The organism is Paraburkholderia lebeckiae, from assembly GCF_014201005.1.
GTDB lineage: Bacteria > Pseudomonadota > Gammaproteobacteria > Burkholderiales > Burkholderiaceae > Paraburkholderia > Paraburkholderia tuberum.
In genome coordinates this window covers 297,876-318,363 of record NZ_JACHDK010000007.1, presented here as the reverse complement: position 1 = coordinate 318,363, position 20,488 = coordinate 297,876, and the positions used below count along the sequence as shown (strand labels likewise).

Sequence of the window (20,488 nt, the reverse complement as noted above, 5' to 3'; positions counted from 1 at the left end):
CGCCTATGAGCACGTCCATCGAAGTGAGCACGCCGCGTGAGCGTGGCTCGTTCGCGCAGCATCGAGCGGTGAAGTTCGCGCGGCGAGTCGCACGCCGCGTGGTCATATTGCTGGCGGTGTCCGTCGTGATTTTCGGCGCGCTGCGGCTGTTGCGCTCGGACCCGGCGGCGATGCTGCTGCCGCCGAACGCGAGCGTCGCGCAGATCGCCGAAGTCAGACACACGCTCGGGCTCGATCAGCCGCTTGCCGTGCAGTACCTGCACTGGCTCGCGGGCATGCTGAGCGGCGACTTCGGCCGCTCGGTGCAGAACGGGCAGCCGGTCGGCGCGCTGATCGCGAGTGCATTGCCGACGACGCTGCAACTACTCTTTGGCGGTCTGCTGCTCGGCATCCTCGCAGGCATCGTGAGCGCGGTGTATGCGTTCAGCCGGCGCGATACGCTTGCCGAGCGTCTCTGCGAAATGCTCAACGGCCTGGCGATGGGGGTGCCCGATTTCCTGTGGGGCATCCTGCTCGTCCTACTGTTCGGCATCGCGCTGCGATGGCTGCCGTTCCTCGGGCCGATCGACAATGCGTATGCCGTCGCGCGTCACACCGGCTTCCTGCTCGTCGATACGCTGCTCGACGGTCAGTGGGCCGCGTTCGGCAATGCGCTCCAGCATCTCGTGCTGCCGTGCATGGCGCTCGGCATGGGCATCGCGCCGTCGCTCATGCGCATCCTGCGCTCGAGCCTGCTCGATACCTACGCCGAGGAATACATCCACGCGGCGCGTTTGCGCGGCCTCACCGAAGCACAGATTCTGCGTCAGCACGCGTGGCGCAACGCGGCCCTACCGACGCTGAACATTCTCGCGATGCAAGTGAGTCTCTTGATCGGGGGCACGCTGCTCGTCGGAAAAGTATTCGGTATGCCAGGCATCGGCACGCTGATGATCAACGCGATCGGCGCGCGCGATTTGCCGGTGATCGAAGCGCTGGCGCTCATCTACGCGGTCGTCGTCCAGTGCTCGAACGCCGCCGCCGATGCGCTCGAAGTCCTGCTCAATCCGCGTCTGAGGGTCGCATGAATACACCTTCTGTTTCTCAGCCGGCCGTGCGGCCATCGTCGCTTTCGCGCGCCGCACTGTGGCGCATCGCCCGCGAGCCTCGGGTGCTGTTCGGCGCGACCGTGCTGGCGCTCCTCGTGCTCGCCGCGCTGTTCGCGCCCGCCGTTGCGCCGTTTCGTCCGGACGATCAGGATCTGCTCAACACCTTGCTGCCGCCCGCTTGGGCGCCGGGCGGTTCGAGCGAGCACCTGTTCGGCACCGATTCGCTCGGCCGCGATGTGCTTAGCCTCGCGCTGTACGGCGCCCGCATCGCGGTGCTGGTGGGCTTTATCGCGCCGCTCGGCACCGCGCTGATCGGCTGCGCGCTCGCGCTTCTTGCGGGCTGGTGCGGCGGCAGGATCGACTGGGCCGTGCTGCGTGTGGTCGAAGTGTGGATGTCGTTCCCGGCGGTGGTGCTTGCGCTCGTGCTGGTGGTCGCGCTGTCGCCGAGCATTGCCAACGTGATCATCGCGTTGATCTTCGTCGACTGGACGCGCTTTTGCCGCGTGCTGCGCGCGGAGGTCGTCGTGATCCGGCGGCGCGACTACGTGGCGGCGGCGCGCATCGCGGGCGCCGGACCGCTCGCGACGATTCTGCGCGACGTGCTGCCCGCGTTGCTGCCGACGCTCATCACACTGATGAGTCTCGAGGTCGGCATCGCGATCGTCGCGGAGTGCAGTCTGTCGTTCGTCGGGCTGTCGGCGGACGCGAGCCAGCCGAGCTGGGGCAGCATGATTTCCGATGGCCTCGCCAACGTGTTCAGCTCACCGTGGGGCCTGATTTTGCCGATCGCCTGCATGGTGCTCTCGGTGCTCGCGACGACCTTCCTCGGCGAAGGCTTGCGGCGCGCGACCGACGCGCGTCTTCTCGAACGCTCGGAGCAACGCCCATGATCGGGCTCTTCAAGACTTCAGCGCGAGCGGCGGCCGTCGCGACCAGCGCGGGCTTCATGGACGATGCGCTGCTCACGCTCGTCGCGCTCAATGTCGAGTGCGACGGCGTCGCGTTGCTGCGCGATATCGCGCTGTCGGTGCGGCGTGCCCGCACGCTGGGGCTCGTCGGCGAATCCGGCGCGGGCAAGAGCATGCTCGGCCGCGTGCTCGCGCGCAGCCTGCCGCGCGGCTTCGAATTAAACGCGCAGACGCTGCGTTTCGCGGGCATCGATCTGCTCGGCGCGAGCGCGTCGCAACAGCGTGCGCTGCTCGGCAAGCGCATCGCCTACATTCCGCAGGAGCCGATGAGCGCGCTCGATCCGACGCTGGCGATCGGCAAGCAGTTCGCGCTGCATCTCGCACGGCTCGGCGTCGCAGGGCGCGAGCGCCGTCAGCGCAGCATCGACGCGCTCGCGGAAGTGCTGCTGCCCGCCCCGGCGAGTTTGCTGGCGCGCTATCCGTTCGAGCTGTCGGGCGGCATGTGCCAGCGCGTGTGCATCGCGATGGCATTCGCGAGCAATCCGGACCTCGTCATCTCCGACGAAGCCACCACCGCGCTCGACTCGACCACGCAACGCCACGTCGTCGAATTGATGCGCGAGATGCAGGCGCGGCGCGGCACTAGCGTGATTTTCGTCACGCACGACATCGGCCTCGCGCTGCACGCGTGCGACGACATTGCCGTGCTGTATGCGGGCGATCTGGTCGAATCAGGTCCGGCGCGGGAGGTGGTTGCGTCTCCCCGCCATCCGTATACGCGAGCGCTGTTGCGCGCCAATCCGTTGCTCAAGGGCGAACGCGTGCGCGTGGAGCCGCTGAACGGCCACATGCCGGGTTTCGAGGAGCTGCCGGCGTTGCGCGGCTGCCGCTTCGCCGCGCGCTGTGCCGCTGTCACGCCCGCCTGTGAGAGCGCGCCGATCCCTTTGCGTGACGACACCCGCGCCGGCGAAGCACACGCCGTGCGCTGTCTACGCGCCGGTGCATTGCCCGATGATCCTGCACGCGCGCCGCTCGCCGCGCGCACGGTGATGGCGACCGCGCCGTTCCTCGAATTGCGCGGCGTCGGCAAGCGCTACGAGAAGTCGTCGGTGGCCGCATTGCGGCCGCTCGATCTGAGCGTCGCGCCGGGCGAATTCATCGGCGTGGTCGGCGAAAGCGGCAGCGGCAAGAGCACGCTCGGGCGCCTCGTGATGGGGCTCGACACGCCGAGCGAAGGACGGATTCTGCTCGACGGCATGCCGCTCGACGCGAGCCGCGCGATGTGGCGCAAGCGCATCGAGGCGATCCAGATGATCTTTCAGGACGCGCGCGCCGCGCTCAATCCGCGCCGGCGGCTCGCGAGCATCGTCACGCAGCCGATGGAGAGCCGTCCGCATCTACACGTGGACCGCGCGCGCCGCGCGCTCGATCTGCTCGACGAAGTCGGGCTCGCGCAGAGCTACGCCGCTCGGTTTCCATCGCAACTATCGGGCGGGCAGCGACAGCGCGTGAACATCGCGCGCGCGTTGTGCGAAGTGCCGCGCCTCCTGGTTGCCGATGAAATCGTGTCGGGGCTCGACGTTTCGGTGCAGGCCCAGATCATGGAGCTGCTGCTCGCGCTGCGCGAGTCGCACAAGATCGCGCTGATGCTGATCTCGCACGACCTCGCCGTCGTCCGCTATCTGTGCTCGCGCGTGATCGTGATGCAGCGCGGCGTCGTGGTCGAGGCCGGGCCGACCGAATCCGTGCTCGCGAATCCGCAGCATCCATACACCCGCAGCCTGATCGACGCGGCGCCGCACGTCGCGCAGGCCGCTTCAATTTGCCGGCTCGAACGCCTAAACGTATAAGCGCATAACGACCATGTCCCTGAACCCGACCCGCATGCCCGTGATGTTCTTCGGCCACGGCAGCCCGATGAACGCGCTCGACGACAATCGCGCCACCCGCGCGTGGGCGTCAATGGGCACCGCCGCCGGTACGCCGCGCGCGATCCTGATGATTTCCGCGCACTGGCTCACCCACGGCACGGCCGTCACCGCGATGCCGCAACCGCGCACGATCCACGATTTCGGCGCGTTTCCGCCTGCGCTGTTCGCGCAGCGCTATCCCGCGCCCGGCGATCCCGAACTGGCGCAGCGCATCGCGAAGTTGCTCGCGCCGCTGCCGGTGGCGCTCGACGAGCGCTGGGGTCTGGACCACGGCGCGTGGTCCGTGCTGCTCAAGGCGTTTCCCGCTGCGCAAATTCCGGTCGTGCAACTGAGCATGGACCGCAATCGCGATGCGCGTTACCACTACGAACTGGGCCGCGCGCTGCGGCCGCTGCGCGACGAGGGCGTGCTGATCGCGGCGAGCGGCAACATCGTGCACAACCTGTCGGCGATGGACTGGGGCACGCCCAACTCGGGCTACGGCTGGGCGCAGACGTTTCACGATCACATCGCGAGCGCGATTGCCGAAGATCGGCCGACCGACGTGATCGACTACGAGCGCATGGGCGCGCCCGCGTTGCGCTCGGTGCCGACGCCCGATCACTACTGGCCGGTGCTGTACGCGCTCGGCGCACGTCACGCGGGGGACGCCGTGAGCTTCGCCAGCAACTTCCTCGAATACGGCTCGCTCGGCATGCTGAGCTTCACGCTCGGAGAGTCGGCCGACGCACGTATGCGGGGGACCGCATGAACCTGCACGAGGCACCGCATCTGCAGGTCGAGGCGCGCCTGAAGCTGCGCGTCGTGAGCCGCGCGAAGGTCGCGCGCAACATCGTCGCGTTCGAGTTCGAAGCGGCCGACTATCTGCCGCTGCCGGCCTTCGAGGCGGGCGCGCACCTCGAGATCGACTGCGACGGCCTCGCGCGGCAATACTCGCTGTGCAGCGATCCCGCCGACGCGATGCGCTATCGCGTCGCCGTCCAGCACGACGAGGAGGGCCGGGGCGGCTCGCGTTTCATGTGCGAACGGGTGCAGGTCGGCGACGCGCTCGACGCGCTCGGCCCTCGCAATCACTTCCCGATGACAATGGCGCCGCTGCCGCCTTTGCTGATTTCGGGGGGCATCGGCATCACGCCGATGCTGTCCATGGCGTGGTCGCTGCACGCTGCGGGCGCGCGCTTCGCGCTGCACGATTTCGCGGCCACGCCCGAGCGCCAGGCCTTCGTCGAGGAGATCGCGCGGGCGCCGTGGAGCGCCAATGTCACGCGTCACCTCGGGCGTTGCGACGACTTCGCGACGCTGATCGGCCGCTTCGAAGCGGGACGGCATCTGTACGTCTGCGGACCGTTCGCGATGATCGATGCCGTGCTCGACACTGCGCGCGCGCTCGGCTGGTCCGACGATCATCTGCACTGCGAACGCTTCGCCGCTCCGTCCTCAACGGGGCGCGAAGCGCCTGCACGAGCCGGCCTTCCGTTCGATGTGGAACTCGCGTCGACCGGACGACGCGTGAGCGTTGCGGTAGGACAGAGCGTGTGCGCCGCGCTCGCGGACGCCGGCGTGCATGTGCCAATGTCTTGCGAGCAGGGCGTGTGCGGCTCGTGCATTACGCGCGTGCTCGACGGCGTGCCCGATCATCGTGACTGGATATTGAGCACAGAAGAGCAGGCCTCCGGCAAGGTGTTCACGCCGTGCTGCTCGCGCTCGAAGACTCCGCTTCTCGTACTCGACCTCTAACTTTCGACGAGCAATTCCATGGCATTGATTCCGACCGAAGGCGCAGCGCGTGTCCATATTGAACCCAGCGCGCTGCACACCTTGCGTGCGACGCGCGAGAACGTCCACTGGGGTTATTTCGACGCATCGCTCGCGCCCGCATTGACAGTGCGAAGCGGCGATCTCGTGTATGCCGAAGCGCTCACGCATCACGCGGGCGACGCGCCCGATCTGATGATGGACGACGCGATGCGCGCACTCTGGCGGGCTATTCCCGAACACGACCGCAATCCGGGCGTGCACATCATGACCGGCCCGATTCATGTCGAAGGCGCGCAGCCGGGCGACATGCTCGAAGTGCGCTTTCTGCATATGACGCCGCGCTGCCGCTACGGCTCGAACCTCGCGGCGAATTGGGGCTATCTCTACAAGGAGATGGGCGAGAAAGAGCGCGTGACCATCTATGAACTCGACGAAGGCGCGAACCACGCGTCCGCCTTGTACGCCTACGATTTCAAGGGCAAGTATCTGACGCCCGGCACCATCACCGATTGCCCGGTTTGCGACCGTCAGCCGGCGCTCGATGGCGTGCGCATTCCGGCGCGCCCGCATCTGGGCACGGCCGGCGTCGCACCCGCCGTCGACGGCCGGGTGAGCACGATTCCGCCCGGACGCCACGGCGGCAATATCGACAACTGGCGCATCGGCGCCGGCGCGACGATGTATTACCCGGTGCAGGTGGCGGGCGCTTTGTTCTCGATCGGCGATCCGCACATCTCGCAGGGCGATGGCGAAATCAGCGGCACGGCCATCGAGTCGTCGCTGAACGTGACGATGCAGATCGTCGTGCGCAAGGACTTTTCGTTTCCGACGCCGCTGCTGGAAACCGCCGACAGCTGGATCGTGCACGGCTTCGATCCGCGGCTCGAGCGCGCGTTGCGCAATGCGTCGCTCGATACGATGCTGCTGCTCGAAGAACATGTTGGGCTGTCGCGCAACGACGCGTATTCGCTGATGAGCGTGGCGGGCGATGTCGGCATCACACAGGTCGTCGATTCGACGCTCGGCGCGCACGTGCGGCTGCCGCGCGGTATCTTCCCGAAGCTTGGCAAGAAGTGAACCGACTGCGCGAGATCGAATCGTTCGTGAGCGTCGTCGATGCGGGCGGTTTCGCCGCGGCGGCGGACGCGAGCGGCGTGTCGCGCGCGCTGATGTCACGGACCATTCAGGGCCTCGAAGCCCGCCTCGGCACGCGGCTCCTGCATCGGACCACGCGCAAGGTCGCGTTGACCGCGGCGGGCGAGGCCTACTATCGCTCGTGCCGCGACATCCTTGAGCAGCTCGATACCGCCGAGCGGGCCGCGCAGGACGAGCGCAGCCGCGCGTCGGGCGAGCTGCGCATCAGCGCGCCGGTCAGTTTCGGCATCGCGCATCTCGCACCGTTGTGGGCCGGGCTGTTGCTGCGCGCGCCCGAGGTACGGCCTGTCATTGCGCTGTCCGACGCGCTGGTCGATATAGTCGCCGAAGGATTCGATCTGGCCATTCGCATCGCCCGGCCGGTGGCATCGTCGCTCGTGCATCGCCGGCTGGCGAGCACGCCGCTCGTGATGTGCGCGTCGCCTTCGTATCTCGAACGGCATGGCGTCCCCGGCACGCCGGCTGATCTGTCGGCGCATCAGTCGGTCGCATATGGCTACTTCAGCGAGCGGCACGAATGGCGCATGCGCGAGCGTGCGACGGGGCGCGAGCATACCGGCCGGCCGCGTCCGGTGATGAGCGCCAACAACGGCGAGACCTGCGTCGCCGCCGCCGAAGCGGGCGTCGGGCTGGTGCTGCAACCTGCGTTTCTCGTTATGGACAGCGTTGCGCGCGGGCGCCTCGTGCCGGTTCTCGACGAATTCACGCCGCCGCCCATCGGCATCTATGCCGTCTATCCCAGCCGGGTGCAATTGCCCGCGAAGACGCGTGTGACGGTGGATTACCTCGCCGAGCAATGGCGCGATGCGCCGTGGACCGCTGCGCCCGCGCGCGATTGATCACGACGGTGCAGCGTGCACAAACAAGAGTCAGACGGATCGTTCGCGGGGCAGGAATCGCGGCAAACGGGCCTGCTTATCATTCATCTGACATGGTGCGGCAATTGCATACATTGACGAAGATCAATGAATGTCGGAGAGCAGGGTATGTCGCTAAAGTCCTGGCACTTTTCCACGCAGGCGATCTCGACCGAAGAGCGTCCTCAGGTCTGGCGTGACGCGATGAACGCGGCGTGTCTGCCACACGACGCCGCGCCGATCAATGAGGGCTTCGAGGGCGACGTGGTTGGCATCGTCTCGCCGACGGGCATCGAGTTCTCTCGCGTGCGGGCCACGCCGCTGACCATCTCCGGCAGCTTTCGCAATCAGCAGGCGGCGCTGTGGCTCGCGTTGCTGCTCGAAGGGCGCTCGATGTTTCTCGGTTCCAACGAGCGGGTGCCCGTCGCACGCGGAGACATGCTCTACGGACCGTGCGGCAGGGATTCGACGCTGGAGTTGCGCGCGGATTTTCGCCTGCTTTACGTGCGCGTGCCGACCACTTTACTGCACCCTGGGCTCGTCGATCCGCGCCGACTTACCTGCGGCGTGCTGCCGGGCGACTCGAGCCTGACGCGCGTGCTGGCGGCGATGCTGCGGGCCGTCGGCGACGAGCTGGAGGGCCTGGACGCCGAGGACATTCACCCGATCGAGGTGGCGCTGTCGGAGTTTCTGGTCGCGAGTCTCGCGAACCATCACGCGGTGCACACGCTCGGTGACCGCAAGCGCTCGGAGCATTTTCTGCGCATCTGTCAGTCGATCGATCAGCAGCTCGGCGATGTGGAACTGTCGCTGAACACGATCACGGAGCAGCAGCGCGTTTCCTCGCGCTACGTTCAGAAGCTCTTCGAGGATGCGGGCATGAGCTTTACGGGCTATGTGCGCGACCGGCGGCTCGAGCGTTGCCGGCAGGAGTTGATGAGCCCGGCGCATCGGGGCCTGTCGGTGTCGGAGATCTGCTTTCGCTGGGGTTTCAACGATGCCGCGCATTTCAGCCGCAGCTTTCGCGCGAAGTTCGATATGACGCCGCGTAGTTGCCGCAAGGAGAGCGGGGTGAGCGGTGACGTGTGAGGCGTGAAGCGTGAGCCCTCGGGCGTGAGACCGACGGCCTTACAAAAACGCAAAAACCGCCTCTGCCGGTCAGGCAGAGGCGGTCTGCATCGTCAGACCAAGTGGCTGGATCAGCGTTTGATCCACGTCGGCGAGATCTGCACACCGAGACCTGCCCCATAGCCAAGATAGATGTTCAGTCCGGCGACGGCTTCGAGATAACGCGCGTTCTTGAGGCCACCTGCATCGACGCTCGAAAAGCCCATGGACTCGGCCACGGCGGCGACTTTCTGCTTTGCGTCCGGTATGTCGCTCGCGACGAACACCGAAGCCGGCTGCGACGGGAACGCCGCGCCGCCGTCGAGCACTTGCGCGAACAGCGTGTTGAACGCCTTGACGACCGACGCGCCGGTCAGCTTCGCGATTTCCTCGGCGGCCGACGTGGTGTGACCGATGTTGAGGCCCATGTAGTCGTCGGTCAGCGGGTTCGTCACATCGACCAGCACCTTGCCTTCGAGCGATCCCAGTTCGGCGAGCGCGGCGGCGGCATTGCCGTACGGCACGGCGAGCACGACGAGTTCGGCCTCTTTCGCGGCACCAGCCAGCGACGCGCTTTTGGCGCCATATTGCGCGGCCACTTTTTCTGCGCCTTCGGGCTTGCGGCCGGTGACTTCAACCTGGTGACCGGCAGCGCTCAACTGCTTGACCATCGCCGCGCCAACATTCCCATATCCGACTACCGTGATTTGCATTTCGCTTCTCCTTGTTGAGTTTCGTTGGAGAAGAATTTACGTGAGGTGTCCAATACGATAAATGCCGAGGATGTTGACAATGTGTTGACCGGTGAGTCGTTTGGCCGGATGGCGGCGGCGCGTGTCTGAGCGCGGCCATGTGTGGTTGTGGGTCACGCTGGTTGAAGCAAGCGGCTGCGCCGTGCACAGCCTCCGTGAATCAGTGCACCGAAACACACTGCGAAACGGTCCACGATGAAGCGCGCCTGGCTCTGCGCCGCACGACTTGTGCCGTCAGGAAATAGTCGTCGATAGTCGCAAAGCCTTTCCGGATAAGCATTTGAGGTCTGTGCCGGCAAATCTGGCACAAAGCCTGCGTTCCATCGCTCGACTTGTATTCAAGATTGAACTCATGGAACGCATTGCTCCGTTCAAGGTTCGCGCGCTGCTAGACGCCTATCGTCAAGGCGAAACATCGCCAGGCGACACGGTCGCCACAGTGCTGCAACGTCTTGCCACCACCCATCGTCCGGAAGCGTGGATCCTTCGCGTGTCCGAAGCCTCGCTCGTCGCGCGCGCCACCGAACTCGAACGTCTGCTCGCCGACGAGGGCCCGGCGCTCTTCGCCCGCATGCCGCTCTTCGGCGTGCCGTTCGCGGTGAAGGACAACATTGACGTCGCCGGCCTGCCGACAACCGCCGCATGCGATGCCTTCGCCTACACGCCGGACGAAACGGCGTTCGCGGTGGCGCGTCTGCTGGACGCGGGCGCGATTCTCGTCGGCAAGACCAATCTCGATCAGTTCGCGACGGGTCTCGTCGGCACGCGTTCGCCGTACGGCGCGGTGCGTCAGATCACGCGCGATGAATACGTGTCGGGCGGATCGAGCTCCGGTTCGGCGATTGCGGTCGCGACGGGCATCGTCGCGTTCTCGCTCGGCACCGATACCGCGGGTTCCGGACGCGTGCCTGCGGGCTTCAACGGGCTGGTGGGGCTCAAGCCGTCGCTCGGGCTCGTCAGCAAGCGCGGCATCGTGCCGGCGTGCCGCACGCTCGATACGCTGTCGGTGTTCGCGCACGACGTCGCCGATGCCTGGCAAGTGCTCGATCGGCTCGCGTTCTACGACCCGCACGACGGTTACTCCAGGCCGCTGCCCTCGCGCGGTTTGCAACACGCGCCATTGCGCATCGCGATTCCCGACACGCTCACGTTCTTCGACGACCACCACGCATCGGCCGCCTTCGCCGCGACCATGGACGGCATCGCCAGGCATCTCGCGTTGACTCCGTCGACATTCGACTTCGCGCCGTTGCAGCAGATCGCCGCGCTTCTTTACGACGGCCCGTGGGTGGCCGAGCGCCGCGCCGCGCTCGGGACGTTTTTTATGACGCATCACCACGATATCGACACAACCGTCGCGAAGGTGATCGGCCAGGCGGAGCGTTTCGATGCGGCCGCCGCATTCGACGGGCAGTATGCGCTTGCGAGGCTGGGGCGCCAGGCAACAGCGCTTTTCGAGCACGCCGACGTGCTGATCGTGCCGACCACGCCGACGCACCCGACCATCGCCGAAGTGCAGGCCAACCCGGTGGAGGTGAACAGCCGTCTGGGCGTCTATACGAACTTCGTCAATCTGCTCGATCTGTGTGCGCTCGCCGTGCCCGGCGTGCCGCGCGCCGACGGTCTGCCTGCGGGCGTGACGCTGATCGGACCATCGGGCGCGGACCAGCAGCTCGCGTTGCTCGGCGCGCGTATTCAGGCGCTGTTCAGCGAAGCCGTCGAGCAACGCGATGCCGACGCGATCGCGAGCCAGCCGCTGCCGATCCAGGAACCGGTCGTCATGCTCGCCGTGGTCGGTGCGCATCTGCGGGGCGAGCCGTTGAACTGGCAACTGCTGCAAGCCGGCGCGCGCTTCGTCGAAGCCACCACGACCGCGCCTCGCTACCGGCTCTATGCACTCGCCGGCACGTTGCCGCCGAAACCCGGTCTCGTGCGCCGGACGGGCGACGTGGCAGGAGGCGAAGCCATCGCTATCGAACTGTGGGAAGTGCCGCTGCGCACCTTCGGCGCGTTCGTCGCCGCCGTGCCCGCGCCGCTCGCCATCGGCACGCTCGAGACCATCGACGGACGCAGCGTGAAGGGCTTCGTCTGTGAGCCCTCGGCGATCGAGCACGACGCGGGCGCCGTCGACATTACCGCTTACCGCGGCTGGCGCGCGTATCTCGCGCACCGCGCGCCGCAGCCGAACGCCTGATGCCCGTCATCGGAAATCCAGCATTCAGAACGCAGTGCACGACCAACTCAAGCAAACCACACCATGACTCAACGTCGCGACTTCATCAAGCAGGCGGGCGCGTTCGCGCTCGGCAGCCTGCTGCCGCTCGAAAGCGTGTTCGCTGCAGAAAAGCTCACCGTCGGCGTGATCTACGTCGGCTCGAAGGGCGACTATGGCTACAACCAGGCGCAGGCCCAGGCAGCCGCGGTCATCAAAAAGATGCCGAACGTGAAGGTGGTCGAAGAAGAAAATGTGCCGGAAACGGTGGCCGCGCAGAAGTCGATGGAAGCCATGATCGAGCAGGACGGCGCGACGCTCGTTTTCGCCACCTCGTTCGGCTACTTCGATCCGCACGTGCTGAAGATGGCGGCCAGGTATCCGAAGGTGCGTTTCGCGCATTGCGGCGGCCTCTGGAAGCAGGGCAACCCGCCGAACATCGCGAGCTACTTCGGCTACATCGACGAATGCCAGTACCTGAACGGCGTCGTCGCGGGCCACATGAGCAAGAGCAAAAAGCTCGGTTTCATCGCGGCCAAACCGATTCCGCAAGTGCTGCGCAACATCAACGCGTTCACGCTCGGCGCGCAGTCGGTCGATCCGTCCATCACGACACACGTCATTTTCACGGGCGACTGGTCGATGCCGGTCAAGGAAGCCGAAGCGACCAACAGTCTCGTCGATCAGGGTTGCGACGTGCTGACCTGCCACGTCGACGGTCCGAAGGTCGTGATCGAAACGGCGGAGAAGCGCGGCGCGATGAGCTGTGGTTACCACGCGAGCCAGGCGGCGCTCGCGCCGAAGGGCTATCTGACGGGCGCCGAGTGGGACTGGGCGACGCCGTACAAAACGCTCGTCACTCACGCGCAGACCGGCACGCCGCAGCCGAACATTCTGCGCGGCGGCCTCAAGGAAGGTTTCGTGAAGATGTCGCCCTATGGCGCCATGGTGACGGCCGCCGCGAAGACCAAAGCCGACGCGGTCAAGGCGCAGATGATGGCCGGCCAGTTCGTCATCTTCAAGGGCCCGCTGAAGGACAACAAGGGCGGCACCGCGATCGCGTCCGGCACGGCCTACGCTCAGACCGACATCACGCTCGAAAGCATGAATTATCTCGTCACGGGTGTGGTGGGCCAGATCTGATCCAGCGTGCTGACAGCGCAATTCGCGCAATTGAAGGAGAGACCATGCGTGCTCATGCTTCCACGGTGACGTCGTCCGGCATTGCCCGCGCGCTGCTCGGCGTGCTGCCCGCACTGCCGACGCTCGCGGCGGTCGCCGGCACGCTGCTGCTGTTCGCGATCTTTCTGCTCGTGCAGGGCCAGCCCGCGGGCGACGCGATCGTGCTGATCGCGCAAGGCGCATTCGGCTCGGCGTTCGCGTGGCAGAGCACGCTGCTGCGCGCCGCGCCGTTGATGCTCACCGCGCTGTGCGTGGCGCTGCCTGCGCAGGTCGGCCTGATCGTGATCGGCGGCGAGGGCGCGCTCGCGCTCGGCGGACTCGCTGCGGCCATCACGCCGCAACTGCTGCCGCACGGCACGCCGTGGTTCGTCGCGACGCCCGCGATGGCGCTGGCGGGCATGATCGTCGGCGGTGCGTGGATCGGCACGGTCGGCGCGTTGCGGCAGTGGCGCGGCGTGAACGAGACCATCAGCTCGCTGCTGATGTCGTATATCGCGATTGCGTTGTTCAAGCATCTGGTCGAAGGGCCGTTGCGCGATCCGGCGAGCCTGAACAAGCCGTCGACGCTGCCGCTGCCCGATGCGTTCACGGTCGGCTCGCTGCCGGGACTCGATGTGCATTGGGGACTCTTCTGGGGCGCGCTCGCGTGCGTCGGCGCGTGGATCTTCGTGCGTCACAGCACCAAGGGTTTCGCGATGCGCGTGACGGGCGGCAACGCGCGCGCCGCGCGCCTCGTCGGCCTGCCAGTCAACTCGCTCGCGTTGACCGCATGCGTGCTCGGCGGCGCCGCCGCGGGACTCGCCGGCGTGTTTGAAGTCTCGGCGGTGCAGGGCAGCGCGAACGCGTCGCTGCTCGCGGGTTACGGCTACGCGGGCATCCTCGTCGCATTCGCTGCACGGCAGAATCCGCTCGCGATCATCGCGTGCGCGCTGATGATCGGCGGCATCGAGGCGAGCGGCAGTCTGCTGCAACGCCGCCTCGATCTGCTCGACGCAACGACGCTCGTCTTGCAAGGGCTGCTGTTCGCAAACCTGCTCGCGTGGGAAGCGCTCGGCGGCCGGCTCGCCGCGTGGCGCGTGAAGTTGCAGGCGGTCGCGCAATCCGGACTGCCGCATCCGCTGGAGCAAACTCATGCCTGATCTGCACTCGCCCGTTGCCGTGCTGCTGCTCTCGCTCTTTGCGGGCGCGATTCGCGTCAGCACGCCGTATCTTTTCGTGAGCCTTGGTGAATGCCTGACCGAGAAGGGCGGTCGCGTGAATCTCGGGCTCGAAGGCATTCTCGTGTCGGGCGCGATGAGCGGTTACGCAGGCTCGTACCTGACCGGTTCGCCATGGCTGGGCGTGCTTGTTGCCGGATGCGCGGGCCTGCTGCTCGGTTGCCTGCACGGACTCGTCTGCTCGCTGCCGCGCGTGTCCGACATCGCGTTCGGTATCGCGTTGATGCTGTTCGGCACGGGCCTCGCGTTCTATCTCGGCAAGCCGTTCATCGAGCCGCAGGCGGCGATGCTGCGCTCGTTCGACTTGGGCGCGTGGAGCGCATCGCCGCAATTGCATAACGCGCTGCATGTGAATCCACTCTTTCTGATCGGCGTCGTGCTTGCGTTCGTTCTGCAATGGGGTTTGCGCTCCACCCGCTGGGGCATGACGCTGCGGCTCGTCGGCGAAAACGCGGAGAGCGCACGGGCGATGGGCTATCCGATCACGCGCGTACGCATCGCAGCGACGGCGGTCGGCGGATTTTTCGCGGGCGTCGGCGGCGCGTATCTGTCGCTCGTTTATCCGGGTAGCTGGAATGAAGGCCTGTCGAGCGGTCAGGGGTTGATGGCCGTCGCGCTCGTGATCTTCGCGCGCTGGCAGCCGCTGCGCTGTCTGTGGGCGGCGCTGCTGTTCGGCGCGGCCGGCGCACTCGGCCCCGCGCTGCAGGCGGTCGGCGTGACGAGCGGCTACTACCTGTTCAACGCCGCGCCGTACGTGCTCACGCTCGCAATCATGATCGTCAATTGCCGGCCGGATCGCACGCTCGCAGGTGCGCCCGGCGAACTGAGTCTCACGCGCTGAAACCGCCGAAGCGATCCACCTACTTTTTGTCTCACCAGGAGTCCGACATGGCCCGTTTCATCGAAGCCCGACCGTATCCGTGGCCCTACGACGGCGCGTTGCGCGCCGACAATACGGCGCTCATCATCATCGACATGCAGACGGACTTCTGCGGCATCGGCGGCTATGTCGACAAGATGGGCTACGACCTGTCGCTGACGCGCGCGCCGATCGAACCGATCAGCCGCGTGCTGGCAACGATGCGCGAGCAGGGTTTCACCATCATCCATACCCGCGAAGGACACCGGCCCGATCTGTCGGATCTTCCCGCCAACAAGCGCTGGCGCAGCCGCCGCGCGGGCACGGACGGCATCGGCATCGGCGACGACGGTCCGTGCGGCAAGATCCTCGTGCGCGGCGAACCGGGCTGGGACATCATCGACGAGCTCGCGCCGCTGCCGGGCGAGATCGTCATCGACAAGCCGGGCAAGGGCTCGTTCTGCGCCACCGATCTCGAACTCATTCTGCGCATGCGCGGCATCGTCAATCTGGTGCTGACCGGCATCACGACCGACGTGTGCGTGCATACGACGATGCGCGAAGCGAACGACCGCGGCTTCGAATGCACGGTTCTCGCCGACTGCTGCGGCGCGACCGACAAGGGCAACCACGACGCGGCACTGAACATGGTGCTGATGCAGGGCGGCGTGTTCGGCACGGTGTCGGATTCCAGCGCGCTGATCGCGGCGCTCGGACGCTGATCATGTCGACGCTCGCCAGCATGAAACCGCTGCCGTCGCACACCGGCGCGCTCGGCATCGAGGTGCTCGGCGCGAGCAAGCGCTTCGGAGCTTTCCGCGCGCTCGACGACGTGACGCTCAAGGTGCGCGCAGGCACGCTGCACGCGCTGCTCGGCGAGAACGGCGCGGGCAAGAGCACGCTCGTGAAAGGTCTCGTCGGTTATGGCGTGCTCGACAGCGGCCAGATCGCCGCGGACGGCCGCGAAGTGCGCATTGCTTCGCCCCGCGATGCGCAGGCGCTCGGCATCGGCATGGTGTACCAGCATTTCACGCTGGCGGCGGGTTTGTCGGTGGAAGAGAACCTGCTTCTCGCGCGTGGCCGGATGCCGTGGAAAATCGACTGGCAAGCCGAACGCAAGGCGCTCGGCGCGTTCATGCGCGGCATGCCGTTCCGGCTCGCACTCGACACGCCGGTGTCGAGTCTCGCGGCCGGCGAAAAGCAGAAGCTCGAAATATTGAAGCAACTGTATCTGCGTCAGCGCTTCCTGATTCTCGACGAACCGACCTCGGTGCTGACGCCGCAGGAAGCGGACGAAGTGCTCGGCCTCATGCGCGATCTCGCGACGCGCAGCGAACTCACCGTGCTGATGATCACGCACAAATTCCGCGAAGTGATGGCCTACGCGGACGACGTCACGGTCCTGCGCAAGGGCCGCTTAGTCGGCAGTTGCGCGGTGCGCGACACCGACCGCGACCGCCTCGCATCGTGGATGATGGGCAGCGACGTCGGTTTCGACGCGCGCGCGACGGCCGGCATCGACGACGTGCGGCCTGCGCGCAGGCCGCTTGTCGCCGATGCGCCGGTGGCGCTCGAACTGTCGGCGCTGACGGTGGTGGACGATCGCGGACACGCGGCGGTGCGCGATGCGTCGCTCGCGGTGCGCGCGGGCGAGATTCTCGGCCTGGCAGGCGTGTCGGGCAATGGCCAGAAGGAGCTGATCGAGGCGCTGGTCGGCCAGCGGAGCGTGCGATCGGGCGACATGCGCGTGAAGGGAGAAGCGTACCGCGCGACGCGCGAAGCGATGACGCGCCTGAAAGTCTTCGCGTTGCCCGAGGAGCCGCTGCGTAATGCGTGTGTCGCGAATCTGAGCGTCGCGGAAAATCTCGCGTTGCGCGACTTCGATCGCGCGCCGTTGCGCGCGGGCGGCTGGCGGCTCAACCGTCGCGCGTTACGCGAACGCGCCGAACAGCGCGTTGCCGAGTTCAACGTGAGGCCGCCGGTGCCGGAGCGCGCGATCGGCACGCTGTCGGGCGGTAACGTGCAGCGCGCGGTACTGGCTCGCGAACTCGGCCAGCCGGTCGATGTGCTGATCGTCGCCAATCCGGTGTTCGGCCTCGACTTCGCGTCGGTGGCCGATATACACGCGCGCATTCTCGCGGCCCGCGACGCGGGCGCGGCGGTGCTGCTGGTGAGCGAAGACCTCGACGAGTTGCTGGAACTGGCCGACCGCATCGCAGTAATCGCGGAAGGGCGGCTCGTTTTCGAAACCGCCGTGGAAAACGCGGACCGCGTGCTGCTCGGGCGCCACATGGCGGGCCACGGCGACGATCGGCAACCCGAAGCGGCGGACACCGCCGCCGCCTTTCATGGAGCATGACAGATGAGTTCGAGTGGACTCGGCGGATTGAACCGCTCGCCCGCGGGCGTCGTAATCGGCCTCGTGCAATTGCAGAATCCCAATGTAGAAACGCCCGCGCAGCTCGCGGCGCAGACGCAGCGCGTGGTCGAACTGGTCGGCAAGGCGCGGCGCAACAACGCGGCGATGGATCTCGTCGTGTTTCCGGAATACGCGTTGCATGGCCTTTCCATGCGCACCGACGACGCGATCATGTGCAGCCTCGACGGCCCCGAAGTGGCCGCGTTCAAGGCGGCGTGCGTCGAGCACCGCATCTGGGGCTGCTTTTCGATCATGGAGCGCAATCCAGGCGGCAATCCGTACAACAGCGGACTGATCATCGACGACAAAGGCGTGATCCAGCTCTACTACCGCAAGCTGCATCCGTGGGTGCCGGTCGAGCCGTGGGAGCCGGGCAATCTCGGTGTGCCGGTCTGCACCGGGCCGCGCGGCGTGAAGCTCGGCCTCATCATCTGCCACGACGGCATGTTTCCGGAGATGGCGCGCGAAGCCGCCTACAAGGGCGCAGAAGTGATTCTGCGCACGGCGGGATACACCGCGCCGATCCGCCACGCGTGGCGCATCACCAATCAGTCGAACGCGTTCCAGAATCTCGCGCAGACGGCGAGCGTCTGTCTGTGCGGCAGCGACGGCACGTTCGATTCGATGGGCGAGGGCGTGTTCTGCGATTTCGACGGAACGGTGATCGTGGAGGGAAGTCATCGCCCGGACGAGGTCATCGTCTGCGAGATGCGGCCCGATCTCGTGCGCGAGGCGCGTATCCATTGGGGCGTCGAAAACAACATCTATCAGTTCGGACACCGCGGCTACGTTGCGGTGAAGGGCGGCGCGCAGGATTGCCCCTATACGTTCATGCATGACATGGTGCGCGGCGAATATCGTTTGCCTTGGGAGGCCGAGGTGCGCGTGACCGATGGCACGCCTTGCGGCTTCGCACCGCCGGAACGCACTTACAAGGGGTGACTGCCATGCCGACCGTCAACCAGGCGTTACCGTCGCCGTTCGCGTTCGAGCCGTCGAAGACGGCGCTCGTCGTGATCGACATGCAACGCGATTTCATCGAGGCGGGCGGATTCGGCGCGGCGCTCGGCAACGACGTGTCGCTGCTCGCGGACATCGTGCCGGATGTCGCGCGGCTGATCGCGCATGCGCGCGCGCACGGCTGGCACGTCGTGCACACGCGCGAATCGCACGTGCCTGATCTGTCCGATTGTCCGCCGGCGAAACGTCTGCGTGGGCAGCCGAGCGCGCGCATCGGCGACAAAGGGCCGATGGGACGCATACTCGTGCGGGGCGAACCGGGTAATGCAATCATCGACGCGCTCGCGCCGATTGAAGGTGAACTCGTGATCGACAAGCCGGGCAAGGGTGCGTTCTACGCGACGCGGCTCGGCGAAGAGCTTGCGATGCGCGGCGTCACGCATCTCGTGTTTGCGGGCGTAACGACTGAAGTGTGCGTGCAGACCTCGATGCGCGAAGCGAATGATCGCGGTTACGACTGTCTCGTGATCGAAGGCGCGACCGCGAGCTACATTCCCGCGTTCAAGGAAGCAACGCTGGCGATGATCCGTTCGCAAGGCGGCATCGTCGGCTGGACTGCGACGCTCGAACAATTGCTGGAGGCCGACGCTTGACCACATCGCCTGTCATCAACGACCCGGCGATCGTCGCCGAAGTGACCGCCGTGTTCGAAGCCTACGAACGCGCGCTGGTCGATAACGACATCGACACGATGAACGTGTTGTTCTGGGACGCACCGGAAACGGTACGCTATGGAATTGCCGAAATCCAGCACGGCGGCGAGGAGATTCGCGCGTGGCGGGAATGGTGCGTGCCGGTGCCGGCTTCGCGCAGACGGCGTCGCACGATCGTGACGACGTTCGGCCGCGACTATGCGACGGTCAGCACCACGTTCACCAGCGACGCCACGCCGCTCGTCGGCCGTCAGATGCAGTCGTGGGCGCGGCTTGGCGCGCACGATGCGCCGTTCGGCGGCTGGATCGTGGTTGCTGCGCACGTGAGCCTGATCGAAGCGCCCGATGTGCCCGACGTGCAAGCCGCCCACGGGAAACGCGGATAATGCCGGGACGATTTGCAGGAGACTGGTCATCGAACCCAAACGGCTGACCGAAGCTAAAGACCCGATCGACGAACCCGACGACGTGGCGCCTGATGCGTCGAAAGTCGTCTACGGCGCGAACCCGCTTGCCGAGCAGGTGTATCTGCAACTCAAGCAGGACATTTTCGACTTCCGGCTGTTTCCGGGCGATCGCTTCTCGGAGACTGACATCGCGCAGCATTACGGCGTGTCGCGCACACCGATGCGCGACGCGCTGTTCCGTCTGCTACGCGAAGGCTATCTGGAAGTCGGCTTTCGGCGCGGCTGGAAAGTGTGCAACATCGACTTCGAGCGGCTCGATCAGCTGTACGACCTGCGCATCGTGCTCGAACTGGCTGCTATAGAGCGCGTGACGAGCGGCTCGAACAATCGCGCGATCGACGCGCTCAAGGCCATCTGGTGCGTGCCGCGCGACGCACGCGAGACCGATCCGGCGCGCATGTTCCGGCTCGACGAAGGCTTTCATCGCGGGCTGGTGGAAGCGACGGGCAACGCCGAAATGCTACGCGTGCATAACGAAGTGACCGAGCGCATTCGCATCGTGCGACGACTCGATTTCCTGAAGCCGCATCGCACCGACGCAACCTACGACGAGCACGCCGCGATGCTCACGCTGATCGAACGCGGAAAGCTCGCCGAAGCGGGCATTATGCTGCGCGCGCATGTCACGCAGAGCAAGCTCGAAGTTCGCAAGATCACTGTTTCGATGCTCGCGCAGGCGCGGGACAGCAAGTTGCCGTTTGTGAGTTGAGGTAGGACGGGTCGTGACTGATTTTCACGTCGCGAGCGGCCAATTTGAATGGAATGAACGCCCCCCACCCAGTCGGTCCGTGTGTGCGATCCACTGCTATGCGGCACTTCTGTCAGTTGGAGAAGTGGTTGATCATACTCATCTGGTCAACCGAACCATGGGATCTGTCATGGCACATATGATCGTGGGTGTGG

Annotated in this window: 19 protein-coding genes; 18 read left to right on the top strand and 1 reads right to left on the bottom strand. The window is 66.1% G+C overall.

Annotated elements, in window-relative coordinates; all coding sequences use genetic code 11:
- Window positions 1-5: 5 nt before the first annotated feature.
- The 8 genes from HDG39_RS16355 to HDG39_RS16320 all read left to right on the top strand — a co-directional run bounded on the left by HDG39_RS16355 (window position 6) and on the right by HDG39_RS16320 (window position 8,786).
- Window positions 6-1,067 (top strand): ABC transporter permease, encoded by a 1,062-nt coding sequence (locus HDG39_RS16355; RefSeq protein ID WP_184006943.1) that lies wholly within the window; start codon window positions 6-8, stop codon window positions 1,065-1,067.
- On the top strand, window positions 1,064-1,978 hold the full coding sequence (locus HDG39_RS16350) for an ABC transporter permease (RefSeq protein WP_221305761.1): 915 nt from the start codon (window positions 1,064-1,066) through the stop codon (window positions 1,976-1,978). Before HDG39_RS16355 ends, HDG39_RS16350 begins: the two co-directional genes overlap by 4 nt.
- Window positions 1,975-3,846, top strand: a complete 1,872-nt coding sequence (locus HDG39_RS16345) for a dipeptide ABC transporter ATP-binding protein (protein ID WP_260327951.1) — start codon at window positions 1,975-1,977, stop codon at window positions 3,844-3,846. The genes HDG39_RS16350 and HDG39_RS16345 overlap by 4 nt, the downstream gene beginning before the upstream one ends.
- 13 nt (window positions 3,847-3,859) lie before the next feature.
- Window positions 3,860-4,678, top strand: a complete 819-nt coding sequence (gene ygiD / locus HDG39_RS16340; RefSeq protein ID WP_260327950.1) for a 4,5-DOPA-extradiol-dioxygenase — start codon at window positions 3,860-3,862, stop codon at window positions 4,676-4,678.
- A complete protein-coding gene (locus tag HDG39_RS16335; protein ID WP_184006942.1) occupies window positions 4,675-5,664 on the top strand; it encodes a PDR/VanB family oxidoreductase in 990 nt (329 codons plus the stop codon). The genes ygiD and HDG39_RS16335 overlap by 4 nt, the downstream gene beginning before the upstream one ends.
- Window positions 5,665-5,682: 18 nt before the next feature.
- Window positions 5,683-6,762, top strand: coding sequence for an acetamidase/formamidase family protein (locus HDG39_RS16330; protein ID WP_184006941.1), 1,080 nt, complete (start codon window positions 5,683-5,685; stop codon window positions 6,760-6,762).
- Entirely contained in the window at window positions 6,759-7,679 is a 921-nt protein-coding gene (locus HDG39_RS16325; protein WP_184006940.1) for a LysR family transcriptional regulator, read from the top strand. Before HDG39_RS16330 ends, HDG39_RS16325 begins: the two co-directional genes overlap by 4 nt.
- Window positions 7,680-7,826: 147 nt before the next feature.
- Window positions 7,827-8,786, top strand: coding sequence for a helix-turn-helix domain-containing protein (locus HDG39_RS16320; protein ID WP_184006939.1), 960 nt, complete (start codon window positions 7,827-7,829; stop codon window positions 8,784-8,786).
- A 110-nt stretch (window positions 8,787-8,896) separates the two neighbouring features.
- Here the strand turns inward: HDG39_RS16320 and HDG39_RS16315 are convergent, their stop codons facing one another.
- A complete protein-coding gene (locus tag HDG39_RS16315) occupies window positions 8,897-9,553 on the bottom strand; it encodes an NADPH-dependent F420 reductase (RefSeq protein ID WP_311666366.1) in 657 nt (218 codons plus the stop codon).
- Window positions 9,554-9,908: 355 nt separating this feature from the next.
- On the opposite strand from HDG39_RS16315, the gene atzF reads away from it, so the two are divergent.
- The 10 genes from atzF to HDG39_RS16265 all read left to right on the top strand — a co-directional run bounded on the left by atzF (window position 9,909) and on the right by HDG39_RS16265 (window position 20,294).
- Window positions 9,909-11,750, top strand: a complete 1,842-nt coding sequence (atzF, locus tag HDG39_RS16310) for an allophanate hydrolase (RefSeq protein WP_184006937.1) — start codon at window positions 9,909-9,911, stop codon at window positions 11,748-11,750.
- A gap of 63 nt (window positions 11,751-11,813) precedes the next feature.
- Window positions 11,814-12,911, top strand: a complete 1,098-nt coding sequence (locus HDG39_RS16305) for a BMP family ABC transporter substrate-binding protein (protein ID WP_184006936.1) — start codon at window positions 11,814-11,816, stop codon at window positions 12,909-12,911.
- A gap of 44 nt (window positions 12,912-12,955) precedes the next feature.
- Window positions 12,956-14,089, top strand: a complete 1,134-nt coding sequence (locus tag HDG39_RS16300; protein ID WP_184006935.1) for an ABC transporter permease — start codon at window positions 12,956-12,958, stop codon at window positions 14,087-14,089.
- Window positions 14,082-15,008, top strand: a complete 927-nt coding sequence (locus tag HDG39_RS16295; RefSeq protein ID WP_184006934.1) for an ABC transporter permease — start codon at window positions 14,082-14,084, stop codon at window positions 15,006-15,008. Before HDG39_RS16300 ends, HDG39_RS16295 begins: the two co-directional genes overlap by 8 nt.
- 47 nt (window positions 15,009-15,055) lie before the next feature.
- Window positions 15,056-15,748, top strand: a complete 693-nt coding sequence (biuH, locus tag HDG39_RS16290) for a biuret amidohydrolase (protein WP_184006933.1) — start codon at window positions 15,056-15,058, stop codon at window positions 15,746-15,748.
- Between the two features lie 2 nt (window positions 15,749-15,750).
- Complete coding sequence (locus HDG39_RS16285; RefSeq protein ID WP_184006932.1) at window positions 15,751-17,385, top strand: ABC transporter ATP-binding protein; 1,635 nt, start codon at window positions 15,751-15,753, stop codon at window positions 17,383-17,385.
- A 3-nt stretch (window positions 17,386-17,388) separates the two neighbouring features.
- Entirely contained in the window at window positions 17,389-18,387 is a 999-nt protein-coding gene (locus HDG39_RS16280) for a formamidase (RefSeq protein ID WP_184006931.1), read from the top strand.
- Between the two features lie 5 nt (window positions 18,388-18,392).
- Complete coding sequence (locus HDG39_RS16275; RefSeq protein ID WP_184006930.1) at window positions 18,393-19,058, top strand: cysteine hydrolase family protein; 666 nt, start codon at window positions 18,393-18,395, stop codon at window positions 19,056-19,058.
- Window positions 19,055-19,504 (top strand): oxalurate catabolism protein HpxZ, encoded by a 450-nt coding sequence (gene hpxZ / locus HDG39_RS16270; RefSeq protein ID WP_184006929.1) that lies wholly within the window; start codon window positions 19,055-19,057, stop codon window positions 19,502-19,504. The genes HDG39_RS16275 and hpxZ overlap by 4 nt, the downstream gene beginning before the upstream one ends.
- The gene (locus HDG39_RS16265) at window positions 19,464-20,294 is read left to right on the top strand and encodes a GntR family transcriptional regulator (RefSeq protein WP_221305760.1); all 831 of its coding nucleotides are present in this window, start codon (window positions 19,464-19,466) and stop codon (window positions 20,292-20,294) included. The genes hpxZ and HDG39_RS16265 overlap by 41 nt, the downstream gene beginning before the upstream one ends.
- Window positions 20,295-20,488 lie beyond the last annotated feature (194 nt).

Bases quoted from the DNA above. Each gene is read 5' to 3' on its own strand.
- biuH (WP_184006933.1), top strand. From the start codon at position 15,056: ATGGCCCGTTTCATCGAAGCCCGACCGTATCCGTGGCCCTACGACGGC.
- HDG39_RS16335 (WP_184006942.1), top strand. From the start codon at position 4,675: ATGAACCTGCACGAGGCACCGCATCTGCAGGTCGAGGCGCGCCTGAAG.
- HDG39_RS16330 (WP_184006941.1), top strand. From the start codon at position 5,683: ATGGCATTGATTCCGACCGAAGGCGCAGCGCGTGTCCATATTGAACCC.
- HDG39_RS16265 (WP_221305760.1), top strand. From the start codon at position 19,464: ATGTGCCCGACGTGCAAGCCGCCCACGGGAAACGCGGATAATGCCGGG.
- atzF (WP_184006937.1), top strand. From the start codon at position 9,909: ATGGAACGCATTGCTCCGTTCAAGGTTCGCGCGCTGCTAGACGCCTAT.
- HDG39_RS16295 (WP_184006934.1), top strand. From the start codon at position 14,082: ATGCCTGATCTGCACTCGCCCGTTGCCGTGCTGCTGCTCTCGCTCTTT.
- HDG39_RS16305 (WP_184006936.1), top strand. From the start codon at position 11,814: ATGACTCAACGTCGCGACTTCATCAAGCAGGCGGGCGCGTTCGCGCTC.
- HDG39_RS16320 (WP_184006939.1), top strand. From the start codon at position 7,827: ATGTCGCTAAAGTCCTGGCACTTTTCCACGCAGGCGATCTCGACCGAA.
- HDG39_RS16300 (WP_184006935.1), top strand. From the start codon at position 12,956: ATGCGTGCTCATGCTTCCACGGTGACGTCGTCCGGCATTGCCCGCGCG.
- HDG39_RS16355 (WP_184006943.1), top strand. From the start codon at position 6: ATGAGCACGTCCATCGAAGTGAGCACGCCGCGTGAGCGTGGCTCGTTC.
- HDG39_RS16285 (WP_184006932.1), top strand. From the start codon at position 15,751: ATGTCGACGCTCGCCAGCATGAAACCGCTGCCGTCGCACACCGGCGCG.
- ygiD (WP_260327950.1), top strand. From the start codon at position 3,860: ATGTCCCTGAACCCGACCCGCATGCCCGTGATGTTCTTCGGCCACGGC.
- HDG39_RS16345 (WP_260327951.1), top strand. From the start codon at position 1,975: ATGATCGGGCTCTTCAAGACTTCAGCGCGAGCGGCGGCCGTCGCGACC.
- HDG39_RS16275 (WP_184006930.1), top strand. From the start codon at position 18,393: ATGCCGACCGTCAACCAGGCGTTACCGTCGCCGTTCGCGTTCGAGCCG.
- HDG39_RS16350 (WP_221305761.1), top strand. From the start codon at position 1,064: ATGAATACACCTTCTGTTTCTCAGCCGGCCGTGCGGCCATCGTCGCTT.
- HDG39_RS16280 (WP_184006931.1), top strand. From the start codon at position 17,389: ATGAGTTCGAGTGGACTCGGCGGATTGAACCGCTCGCCCGCGGGCGTC.